The sequence below is a fragment of the Leeuwenhoekiella sp. NPDC079379 genome, from assembly GCF_044542075.1.
GTDB lineage: Bacteria > Bacteroidota > Bacteroidia > Flavobacteriales > Flavobacteriaceae > Leeuwenhoekiella.
Map to the genome: position 1 here is coordinate 428,260 of NZ_JBITTU010000001.1, position 23,679 is coordinate 451,938.

20 protein-coding genes are annotated in these 23,679 nt (G+C 36.9%); 6 read left to right on the plus strand and 14 right to left on the minus strand.

From position 1 onward, the window contains the following. The first annotated feature begins 182 nt into the window (after nucleotides 1-182). The 3 genes from ACIGAM_RS01815 to ACIGAM_RS01825 all read left to right on the plus strand — a co-directional run bounded on the left by ACIGAM_RS01815 (nucleotide 183) and on the right by ACIGAM_RS01825 (nucleotide 8,127). Nucleotides 183-3,599 carry a SusC/RagA family TonB-linked outer membrane protein gene (locus ACIGAM_RS01815; RefSeq protein WP_396509755.1) on the plus strand — a complete coding sequence of 1,139 codons (3,417 nt, stop codon included), beginning with the start codon at nucleotides 183-185 and terminating at the stop codon, nucleotides 3,597-3,599. A 17-nt stretch (nucleotides 3,600-3,616) separates the two neighbouring features. Next, nucleotides 3,617-5,479, plus strand: coding sequence for a SusD/RagB family nutrient-binding outer membrane lipoprotein (locus ACIGAM_RS01820; RefSeq protein WP_396509756.1), 1,863 nt, complete (start codon nucleotides 3,617-3,619; stop codon nucleotides 5,477-5,479). Between the two features lie 65 nt (nucleotides 5,480-5,544). Further along, nucleotides 5,545-8,127 carry an alpha/beta hydrolase-fold protein gene (locus ACIGAM_RS01825; protein WP_396509757.1) on the plus strand — a complete coding sequence of 861 codons (2,583 nt, stop codon included), beginning with the start codon at nucleotides 5,545-5,547 and terminating at the stop codon, nucleotides 8,125-8,127. A 71-nt stretch (nucleotides 8,128-8,198) separates the two neighbouring features. On the opposite strand, the gene greA is transcribed toward ACIGAM_RS01825, so the two are convergent. Further along, a complete protein-coding gene (gene greA, locus ACIGAM_RS01830) occupies nucleotides 8,199-8,675 on the minus strand; it encodes a transcription elongation factor GreA (RefSeq protein ID WP_396509758.1) in 477 nt (158 codons plus the stop codon). 192 nt (nucleotides 8,676-8,867) lie between these two features. On the opposite strand from greA, the gene ACIGAM_RS01835 reads away from it, so the two are divergent. Beyond that, complete coding sequence (locus tag ACIGAM_RS01835) at nucleotides 8,868-9,293, plus strand: hypothetical protein (protein WP_396509759.1); 426 nt, start codon at nucleotides 8,868-8,870, stop codon at nucleotides 9,291-9,293. A gap of 49 nt (nucleotides 9,294-9,342) precedes the next feature. Here ACIGAM_RS01835 and ACIGAM_RS01840 read toward each other — a convergent pair whose 3' ends face one another. After that, nucleotides 9,343-11,562 (minus strand): TonB-dependent receptor, encoded by a 2,220-nt coding sequence (locus ACIGAM_RS01840; RefSeq protein WP_396509760.1) that lies wholly within the window; start codon nucleotides 11,560-11,562, stop codon nucleotides 9,343-9,345. A gap of 289 nt (nucleotides 11,563-11,851) precedes the next feature. On the opposite strand from ACIGAM_RS01840, the gene ACIGAM_RS01845 reads away from it, so the two are divergent. After that, the gene (locus ACIGAM_RS01845) at nucleotides 11,852-14,245 is read left to right on the plus strand and encodes an ATP-binding protein (RefSeq protein ID WP_396509761.1); all 2,394 of its coding nucleotides are present in this window, start codon (nucleotides 11,852-11,854) and stop codon (nucleotides 14,243-14,245) included. On the opposite strand, the gene ACIGAM_RS01850 is transcribed toward ACIGAM_RS01845, so the two are convergent. The 12 genes from ACIGAM_RS01850 to ACIGAM_RS01905 form a co-directional block, all read right to left on the minus strand. After that, nucleotides 14,235-15,605, minus strand: a complete 1,371-nt coding sequence (locus ACIGAM_RS01850; protein WP_396509762.1) for a sigma-54-dependent transcriptional regulator — start codon at nucleotides 15,603-15,605, stop codon at nucleotides 14,235-14,237. The two genes, ACIGAM_RS01845 and ACIGAM_RS01850, sit on opposite strands and share 11 nt — an antisense overlap. Nucleotides 15,606-15,803: 198 nt before the next feature. Continuing rightward, the gene (locus ACIGAM_RS01855; RefSeq protein ID WP_396509763.1) at nucleotides 15,804-16,130 is read right to left on the minus strand and encodes a hypothetical protein; all 327 of its coding nucleotides are present in this window, start codon (nucleotides 16,128-16,130) and stop codon (nucleotides 15,804-15,806) included. 62 nt (nucleotides 16,131-16,192) lie between these two features. After that, nucleotides 16,193-16,519 (minus strand): hypothetical protein, encoded by a 327-nt coding sequence (locus tag ACIGAM_RS01860; protein ID WP_396509764.1) that lies wholly within the window; start codon nucleotides 16,517-16,519, stop codon nucleotides 16,193-16,195. Between the two features lie 62 nt (nucleotides 16,520-16,581). Continuing rightward, complete coding sequence (locus ACIGAM_RS01865; RefSeq protein WP_396509765.1) at nucleotides 16,582-16,908, minus strand: hypothetical protein; 327 nt, start codon at nucleotides 16,906-16,908, stop codon at nucleotides 16,582-16,584. A 67-nt stretch (nucleotides 16,909-16,975) separates the two neighbouring features. Next, on the minus strand, nucleotides 16,976-17,305 hold the full coding sequence (locus ACIGAM_RS01870; protein ID WP_396509766.1) for a hypothetical protein: 330 nt from the start codon (nucleotides 17,303-17,305) through the stop codon (nucleotides 16,976-16,978). Nucleotides 17,306-17,547: 242 nt separating this feature from the next. After that, complete coding sequence (arfB, locus tag ACIGAM_RS01875; protein WP_396509767.1) at nucleotides 17,548-17,949, minus strand: alternative ribosome rescue aminoacyl-tRNA hydrolase ArfB; 402 nt, start codon at nucleotides 17,947-17,949, stop codon at nucleotides 17,548-17,550. Next, nucleotides 17,950-19,488 carry a DUF4301 family protein gene (locus ACIGAM_RS01880; RefSeq protein WP_396509768.1) on the minus strand — a complete coding sequence of 513 codons (1,539 nt, stop codon included), beginning with the start codon at nucleotides 19,486-19,488 and terminating at the stop codon, nucleotides 17,950-17,952. After that, a complete protein-coding gene (locus ACIGAM_RS01885; RefSeq protein ID WP_396509769.1) occupies nucleotides 19,485-20,045 on the minus strand; it encodes an AAA family ATPase in 561 nt (186 codons plus the stop codon). The genes ACIGAM_RS01880 and ACIGAM_RS01885 overlap by 4 nt, the downstream gene beginning before the upstream one ends. Next, nucleotides 20,006-20,638 (minus strand): nicotinamide riboside transporter PnuC, encoded by a 633-nt coding sequence (pnuC, locus tag ACIGAM_RS01890; protein ID WP_396509770.1) that lies wholly within the window; start codon nucleotides 20,636-20,638, stop codon nucleotides 20,006-20,008. Before pnuC ends, ACIGAM_RS01885 begins: the two co-directional genes overlap by 40 nt. After that, nucleotides 20,622-20,882, minus strand: coding sequence for a thiamine-binding protein (locus tag ACIGAM_RS01895; RefSeq protein WP_028376866.1), 261 nt, complete (start codon nucleotides 20,880-20,882; stop codon nucleotides 20,622-20,624). Before ACIGAM_RS01895 ends, pnuC begins: the two co-directional genes overlap by 17 nt. A gap of 57 nt (nucleotides 20,883-20,939) precedes the next feature. Further along, nucleotides 20,940-21,665 (minus strand): geranylgeranylglyceryl/heptaprenylglyceryl phosphate synthase, encoded by a 726-nt coding sequence (locus ACIGAM_RS01900; protein ID WP_396509771.1) that lies wholly within the window; start codon nucleotides 21,663-21,665, stop codon nucleotides 20,940-20,942. Next, nucleotides 21,662-22,294: a 4'-phosphopantetheinyl transferase family protein gene (locus tag ACIGAM_RS01905; RefSeq protein WP_396509772.1), complete on the minus strand. Its 633-nt coding sequence runs from the start codon at nucleotides 22,292-22,294 to the stop codon at nucleotides 21,662-21,664. The genes ACIGAM_RS01900 and ACIGAM_RS01905 overlap by 4 nt, the downstream gene beginning before the upstream one ends. Nucleotides 22,295-22,351: 57 nt before the next feature. Here ACIGAM_RS01905 and ahcY point away from each other — a divergent pair, with 57 nt between their 5' ends. Continuing rightward, on the plus strand, nucleotides 22,352-23,668 hold the full coding sequence (ahcY, locus tag ACIGAM_RS01910; protein WP_396509773.1) for an adenosylhomocysteinase: 1,317 nt from the start codon (nucleotides 22,352-22,354) through the stop codon (nucleotides 23,666-23,668). The last annotated feature ends 11 nt before the right edge of the window (nucleotides 23,669-23,679 follow it).

Genomic DNA, 23,679 nt, shown 5'->3' on the forward strand with positions numbered 1-23,679 from the left:
ATTAAAAGCTGCATAAATATCCGATTAAAACACCAATTGATTTTAATATTTTAAAAATCAAATGATTTAAAAACTGTCGTCTGTCGATTCACAGGTGACGTCTGTCTATTTCATTATGTTTTTTTTAACCTTTTCTGCTACTTAGATGTAACTAACAATTAGATCTATTAAATAAAACATTTATGAAACAAAAGCTACTGTATTTAGTACTGCCGTTGTTTTTTCTGTGTGTACAGAGTGTTTGCGCACAGCAACAACAGGTGTCAGGAACAATTTTAGATTCTGAAAACGGAATGCCCATACCGGGTGTTACCATATCAGAAAAAGGAACAGGTAACGGAACCGTATCTGATTTTGATGGTAATTATACTATTGAAGTTTCTTCAGATGCAACACTTGTATTTTCTATGATAGGCTTCACTACTCAGGAAGTTGGTATTGCAGGAAAAAATGAAATCAATGTAAATTTTGTGGTAAGCACAGAAGCACTAAATGAGGTTGTGATTACGGCTCTTGGTATTAAACGTGAAGTTAAAAAGCTGGGATACGCTATGACCGAAGTAAGCGGTGAAGAACTGGCAAAAACAAACACGGTTAATCCCGTTCTTGCCTTACAAGGTAAGGTTGCTGGGGTTAGTATTGGCGCTTCAGACGGTGGATTATTTGGTAATTCAAAAATTCAGATTCGGGGTGTTTCTTCATTAAACTCTACAAACAATCAACCTATATTCGTTATTGACGGGGTAATACTTGAAAATACCGAATCTAAAGACAACTCTGCAGATTGGGCTGCAAGTGCCAATGACTATGGTAATATCTTAAAAAATCTTAACCCAGATGATTACAAATCTGTTTCGGTGCTTAAAGGCGCTGCAGCAACGGCACTATATGGTTCACGTGGTATTAATGGCGTGGTATTAATCGAGACTAAAGATGGTTCTGGTTCTCGCGGGATTGGCGTTTCTGTAAAGCAATCAATAGGTATAGATTACGTTTTTGACACTCCAGATTTACAAAATCAATTTGGTCCCGGTACACTTGCTGGTTATATTGGCTACGGTAACAGGGATGAAAACAATAATTTTTATCGCTTTGATACAGGGCAATTCTATTATAACAACGAAGGCCAGGCTACTTTAATAGGCCACGCGGGCGGCGGCTTAAGTTATGGGCCACGTTTTGACGGTTCGCTAATTGAAGATTATGATGGAAATTTAATTCCCTATGCTGCTCAAAAAGATAATATGAAGAATGCCTATGAGACAGGCATTAATACAAACACATCATTTTCAGTAAGTGGTGCCAACGATAAGGGTAGCTTTTATCTGTCTGATTCTTACAATAAAAGAACAGGTACGCTACCAAGTAACAGTTTTGAAAGAAACGCAATTTTATTTAGAGCTACTTACAATTTAACCCCTTGGCTAAAGGCCAGCGGATCTATGTCTTTCACCCAATCTAATGCACAAAACGCCCTAGATGCCATATCGCAAAACTTTTTTGAAGGAGGCTTTGAGCGCATTTATAATACTGAAAAATATTCACAACGCCGTTTTTGGCAGGCACCACACGGAGGTGTACCTAACGCACAGTTTAATGATGAGTTTGCCTTTGCTCCTAACAGCGGATTGTGGTTTAACTACAATACCATAGACGACAGAAGCAAAGAGACTGTTTCACGCCCTGTGATTACTCTTTCTGCTAAGGCAACAGACTGGTTAACTATAACTGCACAGGCTAGTGCAAATGACTATACCACAAAGTATGAGTCTAAAGCTTTAGGTAGTGGCTATGCAAATGAAGGCGGGCAGTATGTTTTAAATCACTCCAGAGATTTAACTCGTAACGGAAAAATAACTCTTGATATTCATAAAGACATAAGCGAAGATATTTCTTCAACACTCTTAATAGGTGCAGAAATATTTGATCAGGAAAAATCATATAGTAATGTAAGAACAGATGGTGGTTTAATTGTACCGGGTAGATTTTTTATGGACAACTCAAGAAGAAATCTTATTTCTGATGCAGGTATCTTTGGCACCAAACAAATAAACTCGCTTTATTTCTTATCTAGTTTTGGCTATAAAGATCAATTGTTCTTAGACATTACCGGTAGAAATGACTGGTCTTCTGCTCTGGTTTACACTAACGGAACCGGCACAAACTCATACTTCTACCCTTCTGTATCTAGTTCCTGGCTTTTAAGCGAAACTTTTAAAACGCCAGACTGGGTAACTTTTGGAAAATTAAGAGCTTCCTGGGCGCAGGTAGGTAGCGACACAGACCCGTATGTAATAAATCCCGGATACGCTATTGGCAGATATGAAATGAATGACGGCAACTTTGTTTATAATAATTCAATATCAAAAACCCTTGTTAACCGAGAACTTATTCCAGAACGTAAAAACTCCTATGAATTTGGCCTTGATGCCCGTTTTTTAAACAATCGTCTAGGTGTTGATTTTGCATATTACAATGAGACTATTAAAAACCAAATTGGTAATGTTCCGGTAAATGCTGAGGCAGGTTACACTCAATACTTAACTAACATTGGTACCTTAAGTAATTATGGGGTTGAATTAAGTCTTTATGGTTCTCCTGTAAAAACTCAGAATTTTGAATGGAATGCAACTTTCAATTACTGGAATAATACCACAAAAGTTAAAGATCTTGATGATGCCTTCGGAGGTTTTAAAACATTAGGCGGCGATATCAGCTATGGGAACTTTAGAATAGGCTCTGTTGCCTTTGAAGATGGCGAATATGGTGTGTTAATGTCTGATAGTGCTATAAAGACCTGGCAATCTGTAGATGACGCCGGTAATCCTATAGACGATCCGCGTAACGGAATGAAACTACTTACCTACAGTGATTCTAGACGTGGCGCTTATTATCAACGCAGTGGGACAGTAGAAAAGGTAGGTAAAGTTCAGCCAGATTTTGAAGGTTCATTAAGCAATGAATTCACCTATAAAGGTGTATCTCTTTCTGTATTATTAGATGCTAGATATGGTGGCCACATCGCATCATATTCAAGCAGATATGGTACTGCATATGGATATCTTGATTCTTCTCTAAGAGGTAGAGATGAAGCAAATGGTGGAGTTAGCTGGACTTCTCAATATTCAGATATTGAAGGACGCACCTATTCTGATGGTATTATTCCAGAAGGAATTTTTCAAGAAGGTCAAATGATTACCGCTCCTAGTGGTGAGAGCGTTAATGTAGGAGGCATGACGTATCAGGAAGCTTACGACCAGGGATTAGTAGAACCCACTCATGCCAGTTTCTATAATTATTTCACAAACTCATGGGGTCAGGGAGTTGTTAACGATAACTGGTTTAAAGAGGTAAAATATATCGCTATAAGAAATATTTCTTTAGGATATAACCTGCCAAAAAGTATAAGCGACAAGTTAAATGCACGCAATCTTTATATAGGTGTTAATGCACGAAACTTAGGCTACATATATAATTCTTTACCTAACAATATTAACCCAGAAAGTTTTAGAGGTACAGGAAGTGCAGATTCGTTTAGAGAGCGCTCATTTACTCCGTATACAGCAAGTTACACCATGACGATTTCTCTAGATTTTTAATTTAACAGAAAGAAAAAATGAAAAAAACGATAAACATATTTTTAATTCTACTACTGGTATTTGTCTCTGCGTGCGATAAAGACAGTTTTGCTGAATTAAATAGCGACCCATCGGCATTATCAGATCCTGATTTGCGATTCTCGATGACTAAAGCGGAAGAACAGATGTATGGCGACGATTACCTCATCTGGTTCTATGATAATTTTGATTATGCGTACCCGTGGTCACAAGTAGCAACTGCTACCGGAAGTGGTGCAAATTCTGAAGCTATTTTTGAAATGGGACCTGTTGCAGACCGCTTGTATATATACCGCGAGGTGATACCTAATACCAGAGATATTAGAGCTCAAATAGAGGCATTAAGCGAGGAAGAGCAAGAAGCAAGAAGAGCGTTAAAAGCAATGACTTACCCGGTTCAAATCTTTCCGTCTATGCTGTATTCAGACCTTTATGGCTCTATGATTTACACACAAGCCGGTTTAGCTCCCTATACTTCGCCTCCACTATTTAATCCTGAATTTGATACACAAGAAGAATTATATACAATATGGCTTGAAGAATTAGATATGGCTATTGAAGATTTAAGTGCTTCTAATCAATTTGAAATAGGTGACAATGACGTGATTTATGGCGGAGATTATGCAAAATGGGCAAAATTTTGCAATCTGCTTAAATTAAAAATTGCAGCACGTATGATCAATACAGATCGTGCAAAAGCATTAGCTATAGCAGAAGAGGTAGCAAACTCTCCTGCAGGTTATATGGATGATTTGAGTGATGATTTTATCTATCAACGTGATATTAATTACAGAGGTACCGGTAATCCTATGGGTGCAGGTGCAGGATCTATAGAGCTTATAGATTTTATGGTGGCTAATAAAGACCCTAGAGTTAAAGTGCTTTTTGATAAAAACTCATTTAACGGTGAGGTAATACAGGCATTTATTGATGCAGGACAGGATCTACCTCCTTATGTTGAGCAGTATGTGGTATTAGATGCAGCCGGCAATTTTGAGGGATGGTCTGGACCGGGTGAGCCCTGGGTACGCTATTTTGGAGTACCGTTATCTCCAGATGCTGCTTTTATAGGTGCAAATGATGTTTATTTTAATCAAGGAATTAACAATAGAGTTAATCTTAACGGAGCTGAAAAAACCTATACATCTACTTCAAATTTTGCAGAGCGTATTACTCGTACAGGATATGGCTTTACCTACCCTACTAAACCAAATGGTCGTGTGTTGCAACGCAACGATAACTTTCCTCCTTTAAAAGTGATTTTAGGATCATCTGCTGAGACTAATTTATATCTGGCAGAATTTAAACTTCTGGGAGCAAACATTCCGGGAGACGCACAGGACTATTTAAACCGCGGCGTTGAGCTTTCGGCACGTGTATTAGATATGCTTGCTGAAAACAATGGCTTTCCATACTATGATGAAGACCCTGTTTATATGGATGCAGCACTAGCTGAAGCTGGCGCAACAAAATTAAGAGATGAAGAGATCGCTAACTTATTACTTCAGCCTGCATATGATTTAAGTACAGACGGTTTAGAAAAAGTGTACATACAGCAATACATAAATTTTGCAGCAATGCCCGGTGATTTATGGACAACTGTAAGAAGATCTGGAATTCCTAAAACTGCAAGTACAATTCTGCCCAGAGACCCATTCTTAACCGGCGGCTCTTCTGCAACAGTACCGCGCCGTTTTACTGTGAGAACTCCTACTGAAGACAACAGTAATTACAACAACTACAACAACGCATATATGGAACAAGGCTTTACAACGGGATCTAATGACCCGCAAGTCTTAAACACAGAGCGTTTGTGGTTTGATAAACAAAACCCTAATTATGGTGCAGGACCTAAACAATAGGTTCTAAATACTAATTCTAACGGGTCATTTAACAGTGACCCGTTTTTAATTTAAATACATAGATAATGAAATTTAGCTGGCTTTTATTCAGTTTACTCGCGGTAACTTCTTTGTCATTTGCCCAGAATCAACAAGGTAATATCGTTCAATATTTTGGTAAAGAAAAAGTAGAGGACGTCAACGAAGGTGAGATCCTGCATTTATTTACTGAAGGATTAATTTTAAAAAAACAAGGATTTACGTTTAATAATGATGCCGTTTCAAATGATCCTGTTTTTGCACAAATACTCAACAAAAAGGTAAATACATCAATTGAAGAAATCAAAATAATTGATGCTTTTTCTGGTAAAACTCTTGAGTGGGAACCCCTAAAAACACAAGAGAAAAATGAATTTGCTGATCGCGGTTTGCGCTCTGGGTATTTATATCTAGAATATAATTCAGAAACCGAGCAAACTGTACTTTTTGAAGCATCAGGACATACTAATGTTTTAATTAATGGCTTACCTCATGAGGGTGATCACTATGATTTTGGATGGAATTTAATACCTGTAAAACTCAATAAAGGCAAAAATGAATTTGTGCTTTCTGGCGGGCGCTTTGCTACAATGCGTGCCAGACTCTTAAAGGCAGATCAACCTATTCAATTTACTAAAAGAGATCTAACACTTCCAGACCTTTTAATTGAAGAGTCTAAACCGGTATATGGTGCAATTAGGGTAACGAACACAACAGATGACTGGTTTAAAAATGGAAAGATTCACGTAAAAATAGGGGATGCTGAGATTAGCTCTCAGGTTCCTAATATCTCACCGCTCATCGTTAGAAAAGTCCCATTTAAAATGGCAATCCCTAAAAATGTAGCACAACAGGAGACTGTAAATGCTGTGATTACATTAATAGACAAATCTGGAAAAACACTAAGTACAGAAACGTTAGAACTTGCTGTAAAATCAAAGTATAAACATCATAAAAACACGTTTATAAGTCAGGTAGATGGCAGTGTTCAATATTACAGTTTAGCACCTTCTCTTACTAAAGATACAGATAATCAGGCCTTGTTTTTCTCTGTTCATGGGGCTTCTGTAGAAGCGGTGAATCAAGCCAATGCTTATAAGCAGAAAGACTGGGGACATCTTGTGGCACCTACTAACCGCAGACCTTATGGTTTTGCCTGGGAAGACTGGGGTAGACTCGATGCCTTAGAAGTTCTTGATGTAGCAGAAAAATTGCTTAATACAGATAAACAACATACCTATTTAACCGGTCATTCTATGGGCGGTCACGGCACGTGGTATCTTGGCGCGACCTATCCAGATCGCTTTGCTGCTATTGCTCCTTGTGCGGGTTATCCTGATCTTCTACTATACCGCAACAATTCTATAGAACGTATGAAAGAAATGCCGGCAGAAAGTTTTGACCGTTTTGGTATAACTAAAGATGACTTTTTGAAAAAAGCGACACTAACATTTAATAATGATATAGATGCCCACTTAGACAGTATCATTCGTAGAGCAGGCAATCCTAGCCGTACACTAAAATTAAAACGCAATTATCTGCATTATGGGGTTTATATTTTACACGGAGAAAAAGACAATGTAGTTCCTACATCAATAGCCCGCGATATGCGTGCGCAGCTAGGCTCTTTTCATAAAGACTTCTCGTATTATGAATATCCTGACGGAACACACTGGTATGGTGACGAGAGTGTAGATTATCCCTTGCTTTTTGATTTCTTTAAAGCCCGAAAAATAAAGGCTTCAGAAGATATTGATGAGATTGAGTTTTCAACGGGTTCTCCCGGAGTTTCTGCCGGTTCTCATTATGTTAGTATTCTTCAGCAGAAAAAACCCTTTGAAATAAGTTCATTTAAATTGAAAAAAGAAGACGGCAAACTAAATATCACAACAATAAACACAGCCGTACTGCGCATAGATTTACAGAATGCAGCAATAACAAATGATACATTAGCTATCGATAATCAGCAATTAACTTTTCCCTCTAAAGAAACAATCTATTTAGAAAATAATTTAGGAACATGGGCTCGTATCAATGCTCCTCAAGTGAGTGAAAAAGGACCTCACCGAAATGGCGGATTTAAAGATGCCTTTAGAAATAATATGGTTTTTGTTTATGCCTCTAACGGTTCTAATGAGGAGAATGAATGGTATTATAACCGGGCTAAATTTGATGCTGAAAAATTCTGGTACCGTGCAAATGGTTCTGTAGAACTTGTAAAAGATCGTGATTTTAAAGCAAGTAATTATCTTGATCAGAACATTATTATCTACGGAAACAAAAGCAATAATACAGCCTGGAACAAACTTTTGAAAGACAGCCCCATTCAGGTTTCAACAAATAAAATTGAGATGGGTTCAAAATCGCTTATTGGTGATTCCTGGGGTGCACTATTTATTTATCCTAGAACAGATAGCGATACTGCAAGTATTGGCGTAGTAACAGCTACAGGTATTGTAGGGATGAAAGCAGCATATGCCAATGATTATCTTGAAAACGGAACCACCTTTCCAGACGTTTTAATATTTGACAATACGATGCTTACAAAAGGAATTGAAGGTGTTAAAGCCAGTGGTTTCTTTGGCAATGACTGGTCTGTTGACAAAGGAGATTTTATCTGGAGAAATTAAAATAAAAAAGCTGAGTTCATAAAAGGATTCCTTGTTATGAACTCAGCTATAAAACTTTATTAATAAAGGTGTTAGTCTCTTGTAATATCAATTACGTCAAACTTCATAGTCCCGTTAGGAACGCTAATTTCTGCAACATCCCCTACTTTTTTACCTAATAAACCTTTACCAATAGGAGAATCAACCGAAATTTTCCCGGTTTTTAAGTCGGCTTCGCTTTGAGCTACTAACTTATATTTCATTTCCATTCCGTTTACCTGATTTTTAATAGTAACTGTAGAATGTACTAATGCTTTTGAAGTGTCTAATTGAGATTCATCTATAATACGTGCATTTGCTACGATTTCTTCCATTTTAGATATACGCATTTCAAGCATTCCCTGTGCTTCTTTAGCTGCGTCATATTCTGCATTCTCACTTAAATCACCTTTATCTCTCGCTTCTGCAATCGCCTGTGAGGATTTAGGACGCTCTACATCTTTCAATTGATTAAGTTCGTCTCTTAATTTCTTTAATCCTTCTTCTGTATAGTATGCTACCTTACTCATAACTTCATTTATTAAATACAATGTAATCTGCGTATCTTCGTTTTATTAATTCGCTGTTTACAGCGTAATATATGCGCAGTGCTATAAACACAAAAAATCCCATCAAAAACGGGATTATCTGTTGCTAATATACGAATTTATTAATTCTTACTTTTAAAATCTTATAAATTGACAATTCATCTTTTATCAAAAATGTTCAATAAAATCTCAGCTATTTTAATTCTTTCCGTTGCTTTTCTCTCCTGTAGCACAGATGATAATCGTACTAATAACCCCAATATAAATCCCATATCATTTACTATAAGTTTAAACACAAATTTACCAGAATACAGCGTTTTGCAGTTTCCTGGCAATGCGGTGTTTGTTGCTAATGCGGGTGTACGAGGCATTTTTGTAATTAATACCGGTGCAGGAGTACGCGCATGGGAAGCCACAGATCCTAATCACGTACCTAATGAATGTTCTACGATGGTTTTAAATGGAGTTGAAGCTAGATGTTCTTGTGAAGAAAACACCTATACACTTTATACCGGCCAGGATCTTGGCAAACAACTACCTTACACACTTATAGAATACCGGGTTTCGCAAAGCGGAAGTGGGATTAATGTTTCTAATTAAAATAAAAACAGCCGGCAGATGCCGGCTGTAAAGCAACGCTATGAGTCCCCTAAAACCTAATCGTTGCTCCTATTAAAAAATTAATTCCTGCTTGTGGATAATATCCCGTCCCTTCAACTGTAGTTATGGTTCCCGGGTTTGTAAAGTCATCATCATAAGTAAAGAAATAACCATTTGAAACATACTTTTTATCAAATATGTTATTCACTAAAGCGGTTAGCGTTATAGATTTTGCAAAACCTATTTCCTCCAGATCATACTGCACATTAAAATCATTTATAAAATAGGCGTCTAGCTTAGAACTTTTTGCGTCTATATTACCAAGGTATTGCTCACCTACATATTTAGAAAGTAATGACAATCTCAGACTTTTTAAAGGAAAAACATCTAAACGATTTCCTGCTATAACTTTTGGTGAATAAGAAATATTTGTATTGCCTAAATTTTGTAAAACTCCATCTCTCTCAAAAACAAAATCTCTGTTTTTATTAGTGCTTAAGGCAATGTTAGGAGATACCGCTAGAATACCGGGTACAAGCTCTACAGCAGCCTCTACCTCTAATCCCAGTCGATAACTTGACCCACTATTTTGACGTATAGGAGCGCCCACATCATCAATCGCTCCTGTTAATACTAGCTGATCACGATAATCCATATAATACAGGTTTGCATAAATGCGAGCTCGCTCCTGAGTAAAGCGATAGCCTAATTCAAAATCATTGAGGCTTTCTGCTACTGGATTTCCGTTTTCAAAATCGGTACGATTAGGTTCCCGGTTTGCCCGCGCATAAGATGCATAAACCTTATTTGAGGCATCAAGAGTAACAGTTAAGCCCGCCTTAGGATTAAAAAATGAATAATTTTTATCAATTACAAAATCCTCCCGATCGTCATTGAGACCAGCTGTTTCATAACCTACAAAACGACCTTGTAAATCTCCAAACACACTCCAGGTATCGTCTATTCGCCACGTAGCCTTAGCAAATGTGGTAAACTCGTTCTTATCTGCTGTTCCAAAATAATAACGATATCCCGGCTCTTCAGTTTGTGAAAAATACCGAGCCCACGTGATTTCACCATAGTGATCACCGCTGTATATACTACCAAAAACCCCGGCATCAAAATCGATGTTTTCGTCTGAATAATTAGTAGTTAAATTAGCTACATAATAACGATTATCTAACCAGCGACGACGTACTAAATCGGTATCGGTTTGTAAAGAACCCTCAACTTCATAAGGCTCCCAGCCTATAAAGTCAAAAGTAGCATCATCACTAAAATTGACATTTGCGTAATACCACGAGTCCACATATTCTTCAAAAAAGCCACGGCCCATTGTGTAGTTTAAACTTAGGTTAGTAGACCAGCCGCCGCCGTATTTTTGATTCCATAAAATTTGTAAATGGTCTTGCTTATAATTATCAACTTGATTGTCATAAAAACCTTGCAGGTTTCCGGCATCATCGTATTGAAAGCCTATAGGGTTAAAAGTTCTGTCCGTTGCCAGTGTTTCGGCATCTATACCATTCCATGATTGATAAGTAACCTCAGCACCTCCAAAACCTATAACTTTAATCAAAGTATTTTCATCGCGATAGCCTCCCTGTAAATAATAAGATTTTAAGTCTGAGCTGGCACGGTCAACGTATCCGTCTGATTTAATAGTTGATAATCTTCCCGAAAAGCTAAAATGATCCTGAATAAGGCCCGTACCAAATTTTACATTAGCTCTACGAGTATTAAATGAACCGCCCGAAGCGCTAACTTCTGCGTATGCTTTGTTGTCTATTGCTTCAGTAAGAATATTTAAACTCGCGCCAAAAGCTCCTGCTCCATTTGTAGAAGTACCTACACCACGTTGCAATTGTAAACTTTGTACAGAACTGCTAAAATCCTGAAGGTTTACAAAAAAGGTTGTAAGACTTTCAGAATCGTTATATGGGATACCATTTATGGTAACATTAATTCCTTGATTTCCTGTTCCGCGAACGCGGAAACCCGTGTAACCCACTCCCGCACCTGCATCTGATGTGGTTACAACACTGGGTAAAAAATTAAGTAAAATGGGTAAATCCTGACCCAGATTACGCTGGTTGATTTCTTCTTTAGAAAGATTACTAAAGGTAATAGGGGAGTCTGCATTTACGCGTACAGATTTCACTAAAACTTCATTTAGCGTATTTACGCTAGTAGTGTCTGATAGTTTTTGCTGCGCGAGTGTTCCCCAGGTTGTTATTGAAGCGACACACACAAATAATAGATTTTTCATTCGTAAAATTATTACGAATAAAAGGGGCGATTATTCTGTGAAATTATTAAATAAAAAAAGCAATGTTGTTTAAAAAGCAATGTTGAATACATCTATACTTTTAAACGTTTCCCTTGGCAGCATTACCTGCCCAGGTTCATTGGGTGTGATCTCAGCTTGCGTTTCTAAATAGAAAGTTTAAGCACCCCTTTGAGATTAAGCGGCAAATGTAGTACAATAGATCTGCTTTTATAAAAAAATTAAGGGCTTTTGTTTCGCATAAGATTAATTTTAAACCGAATACCTTCTTATGAAAAATACAAAGCGATCTATTACCCTTAAAGTACTTGCAGGCTACTTCTTAATCGCCCTTTTAATTATTGTAGGTGTCTGGTTTATTTACCCACAAATCAAAACATTTATTTACCCAGAGAAAGAGTCTGCCACTACAAACAAAAAGCTTACCTACACCAGTAATGCTCTAAGTTATTTATATGAGGCAGAGACCATAGGCCGTACTGCAATGGCTACGGGCTCTCAAGATCAATTTAAACAATACCGGGTGATAGTAGATAGCATTTCACCTCAACTCGACTCCTTACGCGCATTAACCACAACCAGAATGCTTACCCAACAACTGGATAGCATTAAAATACTTTTAAATACAAAAACCACAAACATAAGCGCAATGGTACAGTTGCGCAGGGAGCAATACTCCCGTAATTATTATGATGAGGCTCTTGCCGAATTAACGAAGGAAGACATCTATTTTGAAGATTATTCTAACGATCCCAGACTTGATTCTGTAGACGCATATACTAAGAAAGTGATTGTAGATTATCTTGAGTATCTGCGAAAAGATAATGCAGACCCCGATCAGAATCTAACATCAATGGCTAAGACCGTGCGGGAAACACTAGCAAAAATTGAAGACCGAAAAAAACAGCTTGAGATTGATATTATTAGTAAAGAGAATAATTTACTTAAAAACGATCGTGAGATTAACCTAAAAATTAGAACCCTTTTAAGTTCGTTTGAACAGGAAGGTATGCTATCTGCAAAACAGCGCGAAGACCTTCTGAATTCGCGAATTGATGAGATTTCAAAAACCCTAAAAATTATAGGTTTAATAAGCATCGTTCTAGCTCTGGGTTTTGTGATTATGATTTTTAAAGACGCATCACGAAGCCAACAATACAGCACCGAATTACAAAAAAGTAACAAAATAGCTAAATCATTATTAAAAAGCAGAGAACAGCTAATGGCGACCATCACACACGATATGCGGTCGCCCTTAAATACCGTAATAGGATTTACAGATTTACTGCAAAAAACCAGCGTGGATGCCACGCAAAACCGTTATTTACACACCATCGAAAAGTCTGGAGAATACATGCTTCAGCTGGTTAATGATCTTCTTGATTTCTCAAAATTAGAAGCCGGCAAAATTAAGATAGAAAAGATTCCATTTAATCCTAAAAGTCTAATTGAAGACATTATAGCTGTGGCAATCCCGGCTGTTGGGAAACCAGATGTAAATCTCAAACTTGACGTACCTCTAGAATTAGATCGTCTGTTTTTAAGTGATCCTTTCCGTATAAAACAAATTGTCTCAAACCTAATTACTAATGCCTATAAGTTTACAGACTCGGGCAGCATTACTATTTCATTAGTTTTAGAAAAGACAAATTTGATCATTGCTGTCAAAGACACGGGTATAGGTATCGCAAAACATAAACAGAAAATTATATTTAAAGAGTTTTCGCAAGCGGAAGATCATATTGCGCAGAAGTATGGCGGTTTTGGCCTGGGACTTTCCATCTCTCAAAAACTTGCAGATTTATTAAAAGGGAAACTGAAACTAGAAAGCGAACTTGGTAAAGGAAGTACATTTATACTTAATATTCCTGTAGAAGAAGCTAGCCAGACTATTGAAAGCGCCCCGGTTGTAGTTGAAGGTCTTGACACTATCACCCCGAAAAACATCTTACTAGTAGATGATGAACCTATGCAAATCAAACTTGCTCAGGAAACGCTCAAAAAACACCCATACACCATTACTGTCGCAACAAACGGTAAAGAAGCATTAAACCAATTAGAACACAACACCTACGATCTTATTCTAACCGATATACAAATGCCCATTCTCGATGGTATTGAACTTATCAAAAAAATTAGGCAGGATATACGTTTAAAAGAGACTCCGGTTATAGCACTTTCCGGGAACGGAAAATTAGAAGATGACGATTATAAAAAGTTAGGTTTTACAGGTAATCTTAAAAAACCTTATAAACCAGATCACCTAATAGCAATTATAAATAATCTGAATTTTACGGTTAAACCACCTCAAAAGATTGTTGAACGCACAGATCAGTCATACAATCTGAATGCACTTAACGCCTTTGCAGATGATGACCCTGAGTCATTGAAATCTATAATTTTAGTATTTATAGAAACTGCCGAAGAAAATCTTATTTTACTCAATACACACGCAGAAAGCCCGGAGCAACTTAAAGAAATCGCTCATAAAATGCTACCTATGATGCGCCAGTTAGAAGCTACATCAATAGTTAAAATATTAGAAAAGCTAGAGAATCCTGACGGAAAAACAATATCTAAAAAAGTGTTGAAATCACTTATTCATATTGTAGAAAAAGACACCAATGAATTACTTAAAGATTTACGCCTTCATTTCAAAGTTTAATATCGTAGTGTTTTAATTTGTTGTAAAGTGTTTTACGGTCTACATTAAGAATACGTGCGGCTTTACTCTTATTGCCATTTGCTTCCTCAAGAGCATCTAATATAAGTTCTTGCTCATTTGCATTTTTAAACAAACTAAAGTCTTGTTTTGACTCATCTTCATTAAAGTTTGTAATTTCCTGAGGCAATAAATCTAAAGGTATAGCTGTATGCTGGGTTAATAAAACAGAACGTTTTACTATATTTTGAAGTTCTCGTAGGTTTCCAGGCCAGTCATAACGCTCTAAAGCTTGCATCGCCTGCTCACTAAATCCCTCAACATCTTTCTCTAGCTCCAGATTTGCACGTTCTAAAAATGCGCTTACAAACAATCGTAAGTCTTCTTTACGTTTACTCAACCGCGGTACTTTAATTGAAAATTCATTAAGTCTGTGATATAAATCTTCTCTAAAATCACCTTTTTTAACGGCTTCAGCAAGATCCTCATTTGTAGCAGCTACAACCCTTATATCTACAGGAATTTCAGTGTTTGCACCTACCGGTTTTACTTTGCGTTCCTGCAAAGCTCTTAGTAATTGAACTTGCAGCTCGTAGGAGAGGTTTCCTATTTCATCTAAAAAGAGTGTGCCACCATTTGCAGCTTCAAAGTGACCTATTTTATCTGTTAAGGCTCCTGTAAATGATCCTTTTTTATGGCCAAAAAACTCACTGCTTGCAAGCTCTTTAGGGATAGCACCACAATCTACAGCGATAAACGGATTCTCCTTTCTTTTACTTCTGTCGTGAATATTTTTTGCAACGTATTCTTTACCCGTACCACTATCGCCTATAACCAAAACAGACATTGTAGTAGGTGCAACTAAATCTACATATTGATTAAGTTTTGCAGAAGCTTCACTTATACCTTTTATAAACTGAGATTTGGTTTTACTGCTGGGTTTAGGTGTGTCAGCAACGTCCCGCTTAACCTCTGTAACATTCTGTATTGTTTTAGTCGTGTTTTTTTTCTGAAGTGCTTTTTCGATAATCGTTAGTAATTCATCTGGGCGTACCGGTTTTGAAATGTAGTCAAAAGCACCTTCTTTCATCGCCTGCACTGCCTTATTCACTTCTGCATAGCCCGTCATAAGAATTACTGGCATATCCTGATTAATTTGAATAACGTGCTTTAAAATACTAAGACCATCATCATCTGGTAAACGTACATCAGTTAATACAAGGTTTATGGTATTTGTATCTAAAATCTTTCGGGCTTCTTCTGCAGTAAAAGCACTGGTAACTTTAAAATTACGCCTGCTCAAAAAAGTCTCCAGCATTTTACAAAATGCCACATCATCTTCAATAATTAGAATACTAGTCAACTGTTTTTATTTTATAAGTTTAAAAGTACTAAACCCAAGTTGTGACTGAGGTCAAATAAATCATAAAATAAATAACGCATTTTAATCTCTTATATTTTTAAAAACTTGATAGTAATAAAAACAAAAAACCCCGACTAACGTCGGGGTTTTTTCTGAATTTTTAACCATTCTATAACTTAAAAATTCAAGGGAATTAAACTACTCTTTTGGTTCAACCCACTCACCAGCTACATTGATGTAAGCAGTCTCTGCTTCTGCACCTTCAGCAACTAAAATAAGTTTGAACGTTTTTTTCTCTGCATCAACCCAGGCTTCTGTTACTTCAGATCCTGCTTTATCTGCTTCAATTGCATCAGTTACTGTTATAGGTAATTCTGAAACTTCAATCTGCTCAAATCCTTCTACTGGCGCTTGAACCTCTGTTTCATTCATTGCTACATCTTGTGTAGTTTCTTGAGCTGTCATATTTTGAGCTGCAAAAAGCATTGTTGTTGCGGCTGCTACTGTCATTACTAACTTTTTCATAATTGTATATTTTGAGTGACCTAATGGTCGTGATTCGTATTATTTATTTTTTGAAAAACTGATTACTCAACAGTAACCCATTTACCTTCTGCATTGATATATGCTGTTTCTGCTTCTGCGCCTTCTGCCTGTAACATCAGCTTATACACTCCTAATTCTTCATTAAAGAATGCTTCGGTTACTTCAGAACCTGCTTTATCTGCTGTTACTGCATTTGTAACTGTTTCAGGTAGTGCAGCTGCTTCAATTTTTTCAAAGCCATCTTGTACCGGTGCTTGTATTTCTGTCTCATTCATTGCTACATCTTGTGTAGTTTCTTGAGCTGTCATATTTTGAGCTGCAAAAAGCATTGTTGTTGCGGCTGCTACGGTCATTACTAAATTTTTCATAATTTGATATTTTAGAGTAACACTTTAGTGTTATGATTTATAAAAACTTATTTAATTATTGATTACTTAACAGTAACCCATTTACCTTCTGCATTAATGTATGCTGTTTCAGCTTCTGTACCTTCAGCTTGTAACATTAATTTGTACACTCCTAATTCTTCATTAAAGAATGCCTCTGTTACTTCTGAACCTGCTTTATCTGCTGTTACAGCAGTTGTAACTGTTTCAGGAAGTGCCGATGCTTCAATTTTTTCAAAACCATCTTGTACTGGAGCTTGAGCTTCTGTCTGATTCATTGCTACATCTTCAGCTGTTTCTTGTGCGGTCATATTTTGAGCTGCAAAAATCATTGTTGCTGCGGCTGCTACTGTCATTACTAGATTTTTCATAATTGTTTTATTTAAAGTGCACTACGTGCAAAAATTTATATTGATTATTAATTTGGAAATTTGTTCATTATTTGATTTCAACCCATCTACCTACTTCATTTATGTAGGCCATCTCGGGTTCTTGACCTTTGATCTCTAGAGTTAGTTTATATACTTTCAATTCTTCATTTAAGAAAGCTTCACTAACTGATGCTCCGGCTTTATCAACCGCTACCGCATCGGTTACTATCTTAGGTAAATTTGAAATTTCAATTTTTTCAAAACCATCATTTACCGGAGCCTGAACTTCGGTTTGGTTCATCGCTATATCTCTATTTTTAGTGTCTTGAGCATTTACTTTATCACTTGCAAAAAGTAAGGTTGCTGCTGCTGCCACTGTCATTATTAGATTTTTCATTCCTGTATTTGTTTATCGGTTATCTTAAAATCTGAGTTTGTTACTTTCAAACTCATTTAAGTATATAGCAAAACTGTACCAACTATGACCAAACAACCCTGATCACCCATATAAACCTAAAAAACAGTGAACTATAAATAATTAAGAATGAAATAAAATATGTGGAACTTGTGGAATCTGAGTTAATTCCACAAAAAAAGTGTGGAAATTCTCCACACTTTTAAAATCTTAACAACTATTTTTTAAAGACTAGGCGGTCTTCGATTGGCCTTTTTATCTGCTGTACGCTTCTTTGTGTCTAGTCGTCTTTTCTTAGAAGCTAAAGAAGGCTTTGTTTTCTTTCTATGCTTCGGAATTTTTAATCCTGCTTCTAAAAGCTTTACCAGATTCTTAAATACCTCTTCTTTATTTTTATGTTGGCTACGACTTTGATCATACGATAAAACCAGTGAACCCTCTGTAGTAAGTTTTGATGATAAACGAACGACCAAGCGATCTTTTTGTACTTCATCAAATACTGCTGAATCGCTAAGACTCCAATGCAACATCACTTTAGTTGAAGTTTTATTTACATGTTGACCACCCGGCCCGCTACTGCGAACTGCTTTAAAATCACATTCTAAATACAGTGCATCTTTATTCATCTAGCTCTGGTGAGAAGGTTTTAGTAAGTCGTTTACCGTTTTTACAGGATTAAATGTTTCTAAAGGCACCTCAACAAATAAGGTGTTCCAGCGTGCCATCGCGCCATTCCACAATCCTGGAAGCTCTAATGCTTTAATCTCTGTACCTCCATCTGTTTTATATGCGATAAATGCCAGGTCTGGATTTACATAATCAAGCAAATTATATTTTTCACCTTTATAATTACGTACACCTGCAACAATATCTACCGGGTTAAAATGTGTTGAGTTTTTGAAAATCTCTTCCTGCTTAGCGTCTTTAGTATTTACCTGTGCGCTTTCAATAATCTGCAGCGCTATCTTGCCATTTTCATCTTCAACCCAAAACGGACCTCCGCCAGGTTCTCCTTCATTTTTAACCATACCGCAAACCCGTAAAGGCCTGTCTAGAATTTCAGCTAAATATTTTTTCTTTTCAGCATTAGAAAAATTAGAATAAGCATCACTTATACGCGTACTGAATTCGGTTTCTAAAAACGCAACCAGCGTTTCAAGTTCTGCATCTGTAATACTATCATTTGCTAGTAATTCTGCATATTTAAAAACTTGCTCTTGCTTTGCTAGTAGCACTCCTGCAAGTGTACGCTTGCTTTTAGCCAACTTTTCAATTCTACTATTAACCAAAACGTTGTCTATGTTTTTAATAAAAATCACATCTGCATCAACATCATTTAAATTTTCTATTAATGCACCGTGACCACCAGGTCTAAAAAGTAACGAACCATCTTCCTTACGATACATTTTATTGTCTAAGGTAACCGCAATAGTATCTGTTTCGGGCTTTTGAAAAGAATAGTCAACCTTAAAATTAGTATTTGTTTTTGTGCTTACAGAAGTCTCTACCTCTTTTAATTGTGCTTCAAAAGCCTCTTTGTGTTCTGGAGATACTGTAAAATGTAATTTTGCGTGACCACTTTTTGCTGCGTAGGCGGCCGCCTCATACAGATGTTCTTCAAATGCTGTTACACTGTAAGAACCATAATAATGAAAAGGGATTAACCCCTTAGGTAAGTTGCCATAATCTTCACCTTTGGCACCCATCATTTTCTTAACAAAAGCATACTTTTTTGAGTTTTCGTCAGCTAATTCAGCATCATTAAGATGATCTACTATTCTATTATAAAAAGGAAATTTTTCGTAATTATCAAAAAAAGCTCTCATAGCCTTACTCCCAGTACGTTCTAAATAAGCGTTTACAGTTTCTTTCTCTGCATTATAGTCTTCTAGAAATTTAAACACACTTTTAAACATACGACTGGCAGCACCAGAAGCCGGAGTAAACTTTAAGATATCGATGTCTGCTTTCTTTTGTTCATATGCATCACGATAGGTTAAGGTTTCCTGATCTGAAAGCTGAAAAATACCGTTTGATGTAGTTGCTGCAGAAACAAGCTTAACATTAGGTACTCCATTTACAAAAAGTTCTATTTGAGAAGCTACTTGCTTTGTTGTTAAACCATGTTCTCTGATTTCGCTGATTTCTTGGTCTGTAAAATTCAAGGTAGTAAGTTGTTAATATGGTTAATAGCTGTTTTTAAACGTTGTGGTACAGTTCCCTTTAAAAGCACATACGGTCTTTTATTGTTGATTAATGCCTGCTCAAAAAGATTAAACATTTCCTGACGTTGCTCTGGCCTATCTCGTAAGTCATCTGCCTCCCAGGGTATATCAATATAAGTTAAAAGATAAAGATCATACACATTTTTGAGCGCTGCTTCGGCAACTAAAGGGTCACACCAGCCCTCATAATAAGCTTCACTATAGACTTTTGTCTCTAAGAGATCTGTATCACAAAATACTAATTTAATGCCAGTTTGTACTGCGTCATTCTCTAGTTTAATCTGTCCTCTTGCAATGGGTAGTATATCATTAGGCTCACAAATTGTTTTTTGAGTTACCCACTTCTCCTGAAGATATTCGCGAGCATACTCAGGTACCCATAGCGTTTTATAATATTCAGAAAGTGCTCGTGAAAGCGTTGTTTTACCACTACTTTCAGGTCCAAACAGCACAATTTTTATACAATCACCGGGTTGTTGTTCAGGTATTTTTTCCACGCAATAAAACCATAAATAGCTAGAATAGTAAAAATAATATATTGAAAACTGGTAAATGTGAAGCCTTTGTGAAAATATAGGGGTACAGAGATTATATCTCCCACTATCCAATAAATCCAATTCTCAATCTTACGCTTAGCCATAAGCCACATACCTACAAAGAATATTGCTGTAGTTACCGTATCTACATATGCCGTCCAACTATTCCACTTGTCAAAATACGTGTAGACACAAAACACAAAAATGAGCGTTATTATAAAAATGAGAGCAGACCATTTATGTTCTGTTAACGTAGTTCGCGTTATAGGTGTAACATGTTTTGCATCAACTTTACGCGTCCAGATGTACCAGCCATAAACACTCATCGCAAAATAATATGCGTTAATCATTAAATCGCCCAGCAAACCCCACTTTGCTAACAGATACACAAAAATTGCTGTGCTTATCATCCCCGAAGGGTAAACCCAAATATTGTTCTGCTTAGAAAACCAGACAGAAAGGAGTCCGAAAACAACCGCTATAATTTCTAAGACTACAGAAGTGGTCTCATAATCTGCATATTGCCCAAATAGAAAATCAAAAATGGGGCTCATAGTCGCTACGGTCAGATTTTACGATTTTTATGTATAAAAGACCTCGCTCCACCGCTTCTAAAGCAACTTTCATTTCTTTCTGAAGTACAGTCATTACGGCATCATAATCACCATAAACCTGTGTACTTAAAGGGTTTTCTAAAACGATTAGCCCAGATGCACGCAAACTTTTAATAAAATCTATAATTGCCGGCTCGTAATCGTCCTGGAGTGGCGTTAATGTAAGTTCTACTGAAATGTTCATGAGTTTTATTATTTTATTTCTGCGATAATATAGAACTATCTCAACAATACGAGGGTCTTAAAAATCGCCTTTTTCAAAAGCATTTCCTACCACAACCATATCTGCTCCTGCGCGATATGCATCTTGCAACTGCTGCTGAGTGCGTATTCCGCCTCCTACAATTAAGGGTATTGTTATCGCTTTTTTTACAGCTTCTATAATTTGTACGGAAACCCGATTCACAGCTCCACTACCCGCCTCTAAATAAATTAATTTTTTGCCAGAATATTGCCCCGCAAGTGCAGTATTTACAATGAGATCAATATTGTTTTGAGATAGCGGCCGAGTGTTGCTTACCCGCTGAACTGCAGTTTCAATTCCACCGTCTATTAAAATATAACCGGTAGGTATAATCTCTATATCTGTATCTCTAAGTATGTCTACAGACTTTATTTGCTGATGTATGAGGTATTCTGCATTGTCCCCAGAAAGTAAACTTAAAAAAAGTAATGCATCTGCTTGTGCCGTAATATGCCGGTAATCTCCGGGAAATAATACAACCGGTAATTTACACTGTTCTTTAATATAACGAACCGCTACTTGCGTTTGAGATTGAGTCGCTGTACTGCCTCCTACCAGAATATGCGTAGTGTTTTTAGGGATTCGCTTTAATTGTATTTCAATTGAGGTGACATCAAACCCTTCCGGGTCAAATAAGATTGCAAAGAGAGACTGCCTATTTTGTGCTGCATTTTGAAAATGCGTGTAGACTTCTTTTTTACTTTTCTTTAAATTTTTGATCATAAAGCCAAAGCATATACACAGGTAAAGCCTTCAAACTCGAGAAAATCAACACTGTACTCACTCTGACTCCCGTGATAATTTATAACCGCCGTTGATTTATAGTCATCAAAATCAAAATCAGCTACATTAATATGTTGTAAAAAGCTGAGCCCTTTAACCCCGTATATTTTATATAATGATTCTTTTGCTCCCCAAACAATGGTGAGTTTGCGCACAACAGCCTCATCGTTTGCCAGGGTTTTGTATTCTTTTAAGGGAGTAAAGCGAGATGCAATACGTAAGATTTTATCGCGCTGCATTTCAATATCTATACCTACTTCAGCAGTCTCACTTACAATTATTGCTGTAAAATTATAGGAATGTGTTATTGAAATATGCTTACCGTCCTTAAGATGCGGCTTGCCATTCTCTGTATAGTATAAATCCTGATCTGTATAGCCTGCAACGTGTAAAAGATGTCTAATACTTAAGAAACCTCTACGGTGCAATTCTGACTTCATACTGTCAAATCGAGCTTGGCAATGTGGGGTGAGATTTACAGATTTTGCTAAAACTTCAAGAGGCTCTTCCACTTTCCAGATATAAACTTGAGTGGTTGAGCTAGGTGTTATTGTTTTGAAAAGTGGCACGTTAAGTAGTGATTATTACGTATTTTTGCAAAAAATAAGAATTGTAAATATAAGACTATGTCAACGAAAACAGTACAGTATGTGCCTTATAAAGTTAAAGATATTTCTTTAGCTGCTTGGGGTAGAAAAGAAATTGAATTAGCTGAAGCAGAGATGCCGGGACTTATGGCTTTGAGAGAAGAATATGGTGCCGAGCAACCTCTAAAAGGAGCGCGTATTGCAGGATGTCTGCATATGACAATTCAAACAGCAGTATTAATTGAAACACTTGTTGCGCTAGGTGCAGATGTGACCTGGAGCTCTTGTAATATTTTCTCTACACAAGATCACGCGGCAGCAGCAATTGCAGCAGCGGGAATTCCTGTGTACGCCTGGAAAGGTTTAAGCGAAGAAGAATTTAACTGGTGTATTGAGCAAACGCTTTTCTTTGGTGAAGACCGTAAGCCATTAAATATGATACTTGATGATGGTGGTGATTTAACTAATATGGTACTTGATGAGTATCCTGAGTTAGGTGCTGCAATTAAAGGTATTTCTGAAGAGACTACTACAGGAGTTCACCGTTTATACGAGCGCGTGAAAAAAGGAAGTTTAATGATGCCTGCTATCAATATTAACGATAGTGTTACTAAATCTAAATTTGACAACAAATACGGTTGTCGCGAAAGTGCTGTTGATGCAGTGCGTCGTGCAACAGATATTATGCTTGCCGGTAAACGCGTAGTTGTTTGTGGTTATGGGGATGTAGGTAAAGGTACAGCTGCTTCTTTTAAAGGTGCAGGTTCTATAGTTACGGTTACAGAAATTGACCCTATTTGTGCATTGCAAGCTGCGATGGACGGTTTTGAGGTTAAACGTCTTGAAAGCGTAGTAAGCACTGCAGATATTGTGATTACAACTACAGGAAATAAAGATATCGTGCGTGGAGAGCACTTCAAAGCGATGAAAGATAAAACTATCGTTTGTAACATAGGCCACTTTGATAACGAGATACAAGTAGCATGGTTAAATGAAAACTACGGTTCTACTAAAGATGAGATTAAGCCGCAGGTTGACAAATACACGATAGACGGTAAAGATATTATTCTTCTTGCTGAAGGTCGCCTTGTAAACCTGGGTTGTGCAACGGGTCACCCAAGTTTTGTAATGAGTAACTCTTTTACAAACCAGACATTAGCACAAATTGAACTTTGGAAAAATTCTGCTAATTATGACAATGATGTTTATATGCTACCTAAGCATTTAGATGAGAAAGTAGCTGCATTACACTTAGAAAAAATAGGTGTAGAACTTACTGAATTAAGCACAGAACAAGCTGAATACATAGGAGTAACTGTTGCAGGGCCATATAAGCCTGAATATTACAGATACTAGTTATAAAATAA

Coding starts and splice junctions, on each gene's coding strand:
- ACIGAM_RS01815 (WP_396509755.1), top strand. CDS start 183: ATGAAACAAAAGCTACTGTATTTAGTACTGCCGTTGTTTTTTCTGTGT.
- ACIGAM_RS01820 (WP_396509756.1), top strand. CDS start 3,617: ATGAAAAAAACGATAAACATATTTTTAATTCTACTACTGGTATTTGTC.
- ACIGAM_RS01825 (WP_396509757.1), top strand. CDS start 5,545: ATGAAATTTAGCTGGCTTTTATTCAGTTTACTCGCGGTAACTTCTTTG.
- greA (WP_396509758.1), bottom strand. CDS start 8,675: ATGAGTAAGGTAGCATACTATACAGAAGAAGGATTAAAGAAATTAAGA.
- ACIGAM_RS01835 (WP_396509759.1), top strand. CDS start 8,868: ATGTTCAATAAAATCTCAGCTATTTTAATTCTTTCCGTTGCTTTTCTC.
- ACIGAM_RS01840 (WP_396509760.1), bottom strand. CDS start 11,562: ATGAAAAATCTATTATTTGTGTGTGTCGCTTCAATAACAACCTGGGGA.
- ACIGAM_RS01845 (WP_396509761.1), top strand. CDS start 11,852: ATGAAAAATACAAAGCGATCTATTACCCTTAAAGTACTTGCAGGCTAC.
- ACIGAM_RS01855 (WP_396509763.1), bottom strand. CDS start 16,130: ATGAAAAAGTTAGTAATGACAGTAGCAGCCGCAACAACAATGCTTTTT.
- ACIGAM_RS01860 (WP_396509764.1), bottom strand. CDS start 16,519: ATGAAAAATTTAGTAATGACCGTAGCAGCCGCAACAACAATGCTTTTT.
- ACIGAM_RS01865 (WP_396509765.1), bottom strand. CDS start 16,908: ATGAAAAATCTAGTAATGACAGTAGCAGCCGCAGCAACAATGATTTTT.
- ACIGAM_RS01870 (WP_396509766.1), bottom strand. CDS start 17,305: ATGAAAAATCTAATAATGACAGTGGCAGCAGCAGCAACCTTACTTTTT.
- arfB (WP_396509767.1), bottom strand. CDS start 17,949: ATGAATAAAGATGCACTGTATTTAGAATGTGATTTTAAAGCAGTTCGC.
- pnuC (WP_396509770.1), bottom strand. CDS start 20,638: ATGAGCCCCATTTTTGATTTTCTATTTGGGCAATATGCAGATTATGAG.
- ACIGAM_RS01895 (WP_028376866.1), bottom strand. CDS start 20,882: ATGAACATTTCAGTAGAACTTACATTAACGCCACTCCAGGACGATTAC.
- ACIGAM_RS01900 (WP_396509771.1), bottom strand. CDS start 21,665: ATGATCAAAAATTTAAAGAAAAGTAAAAAAGAAGTCTACACGCATTTT.
- ahcY (WP_396509773.1), top strand. CDS start 22,352: ATGTCAACGAAAACAGTACAGTATGTGCCTTATAAAGTTAAAGATATT.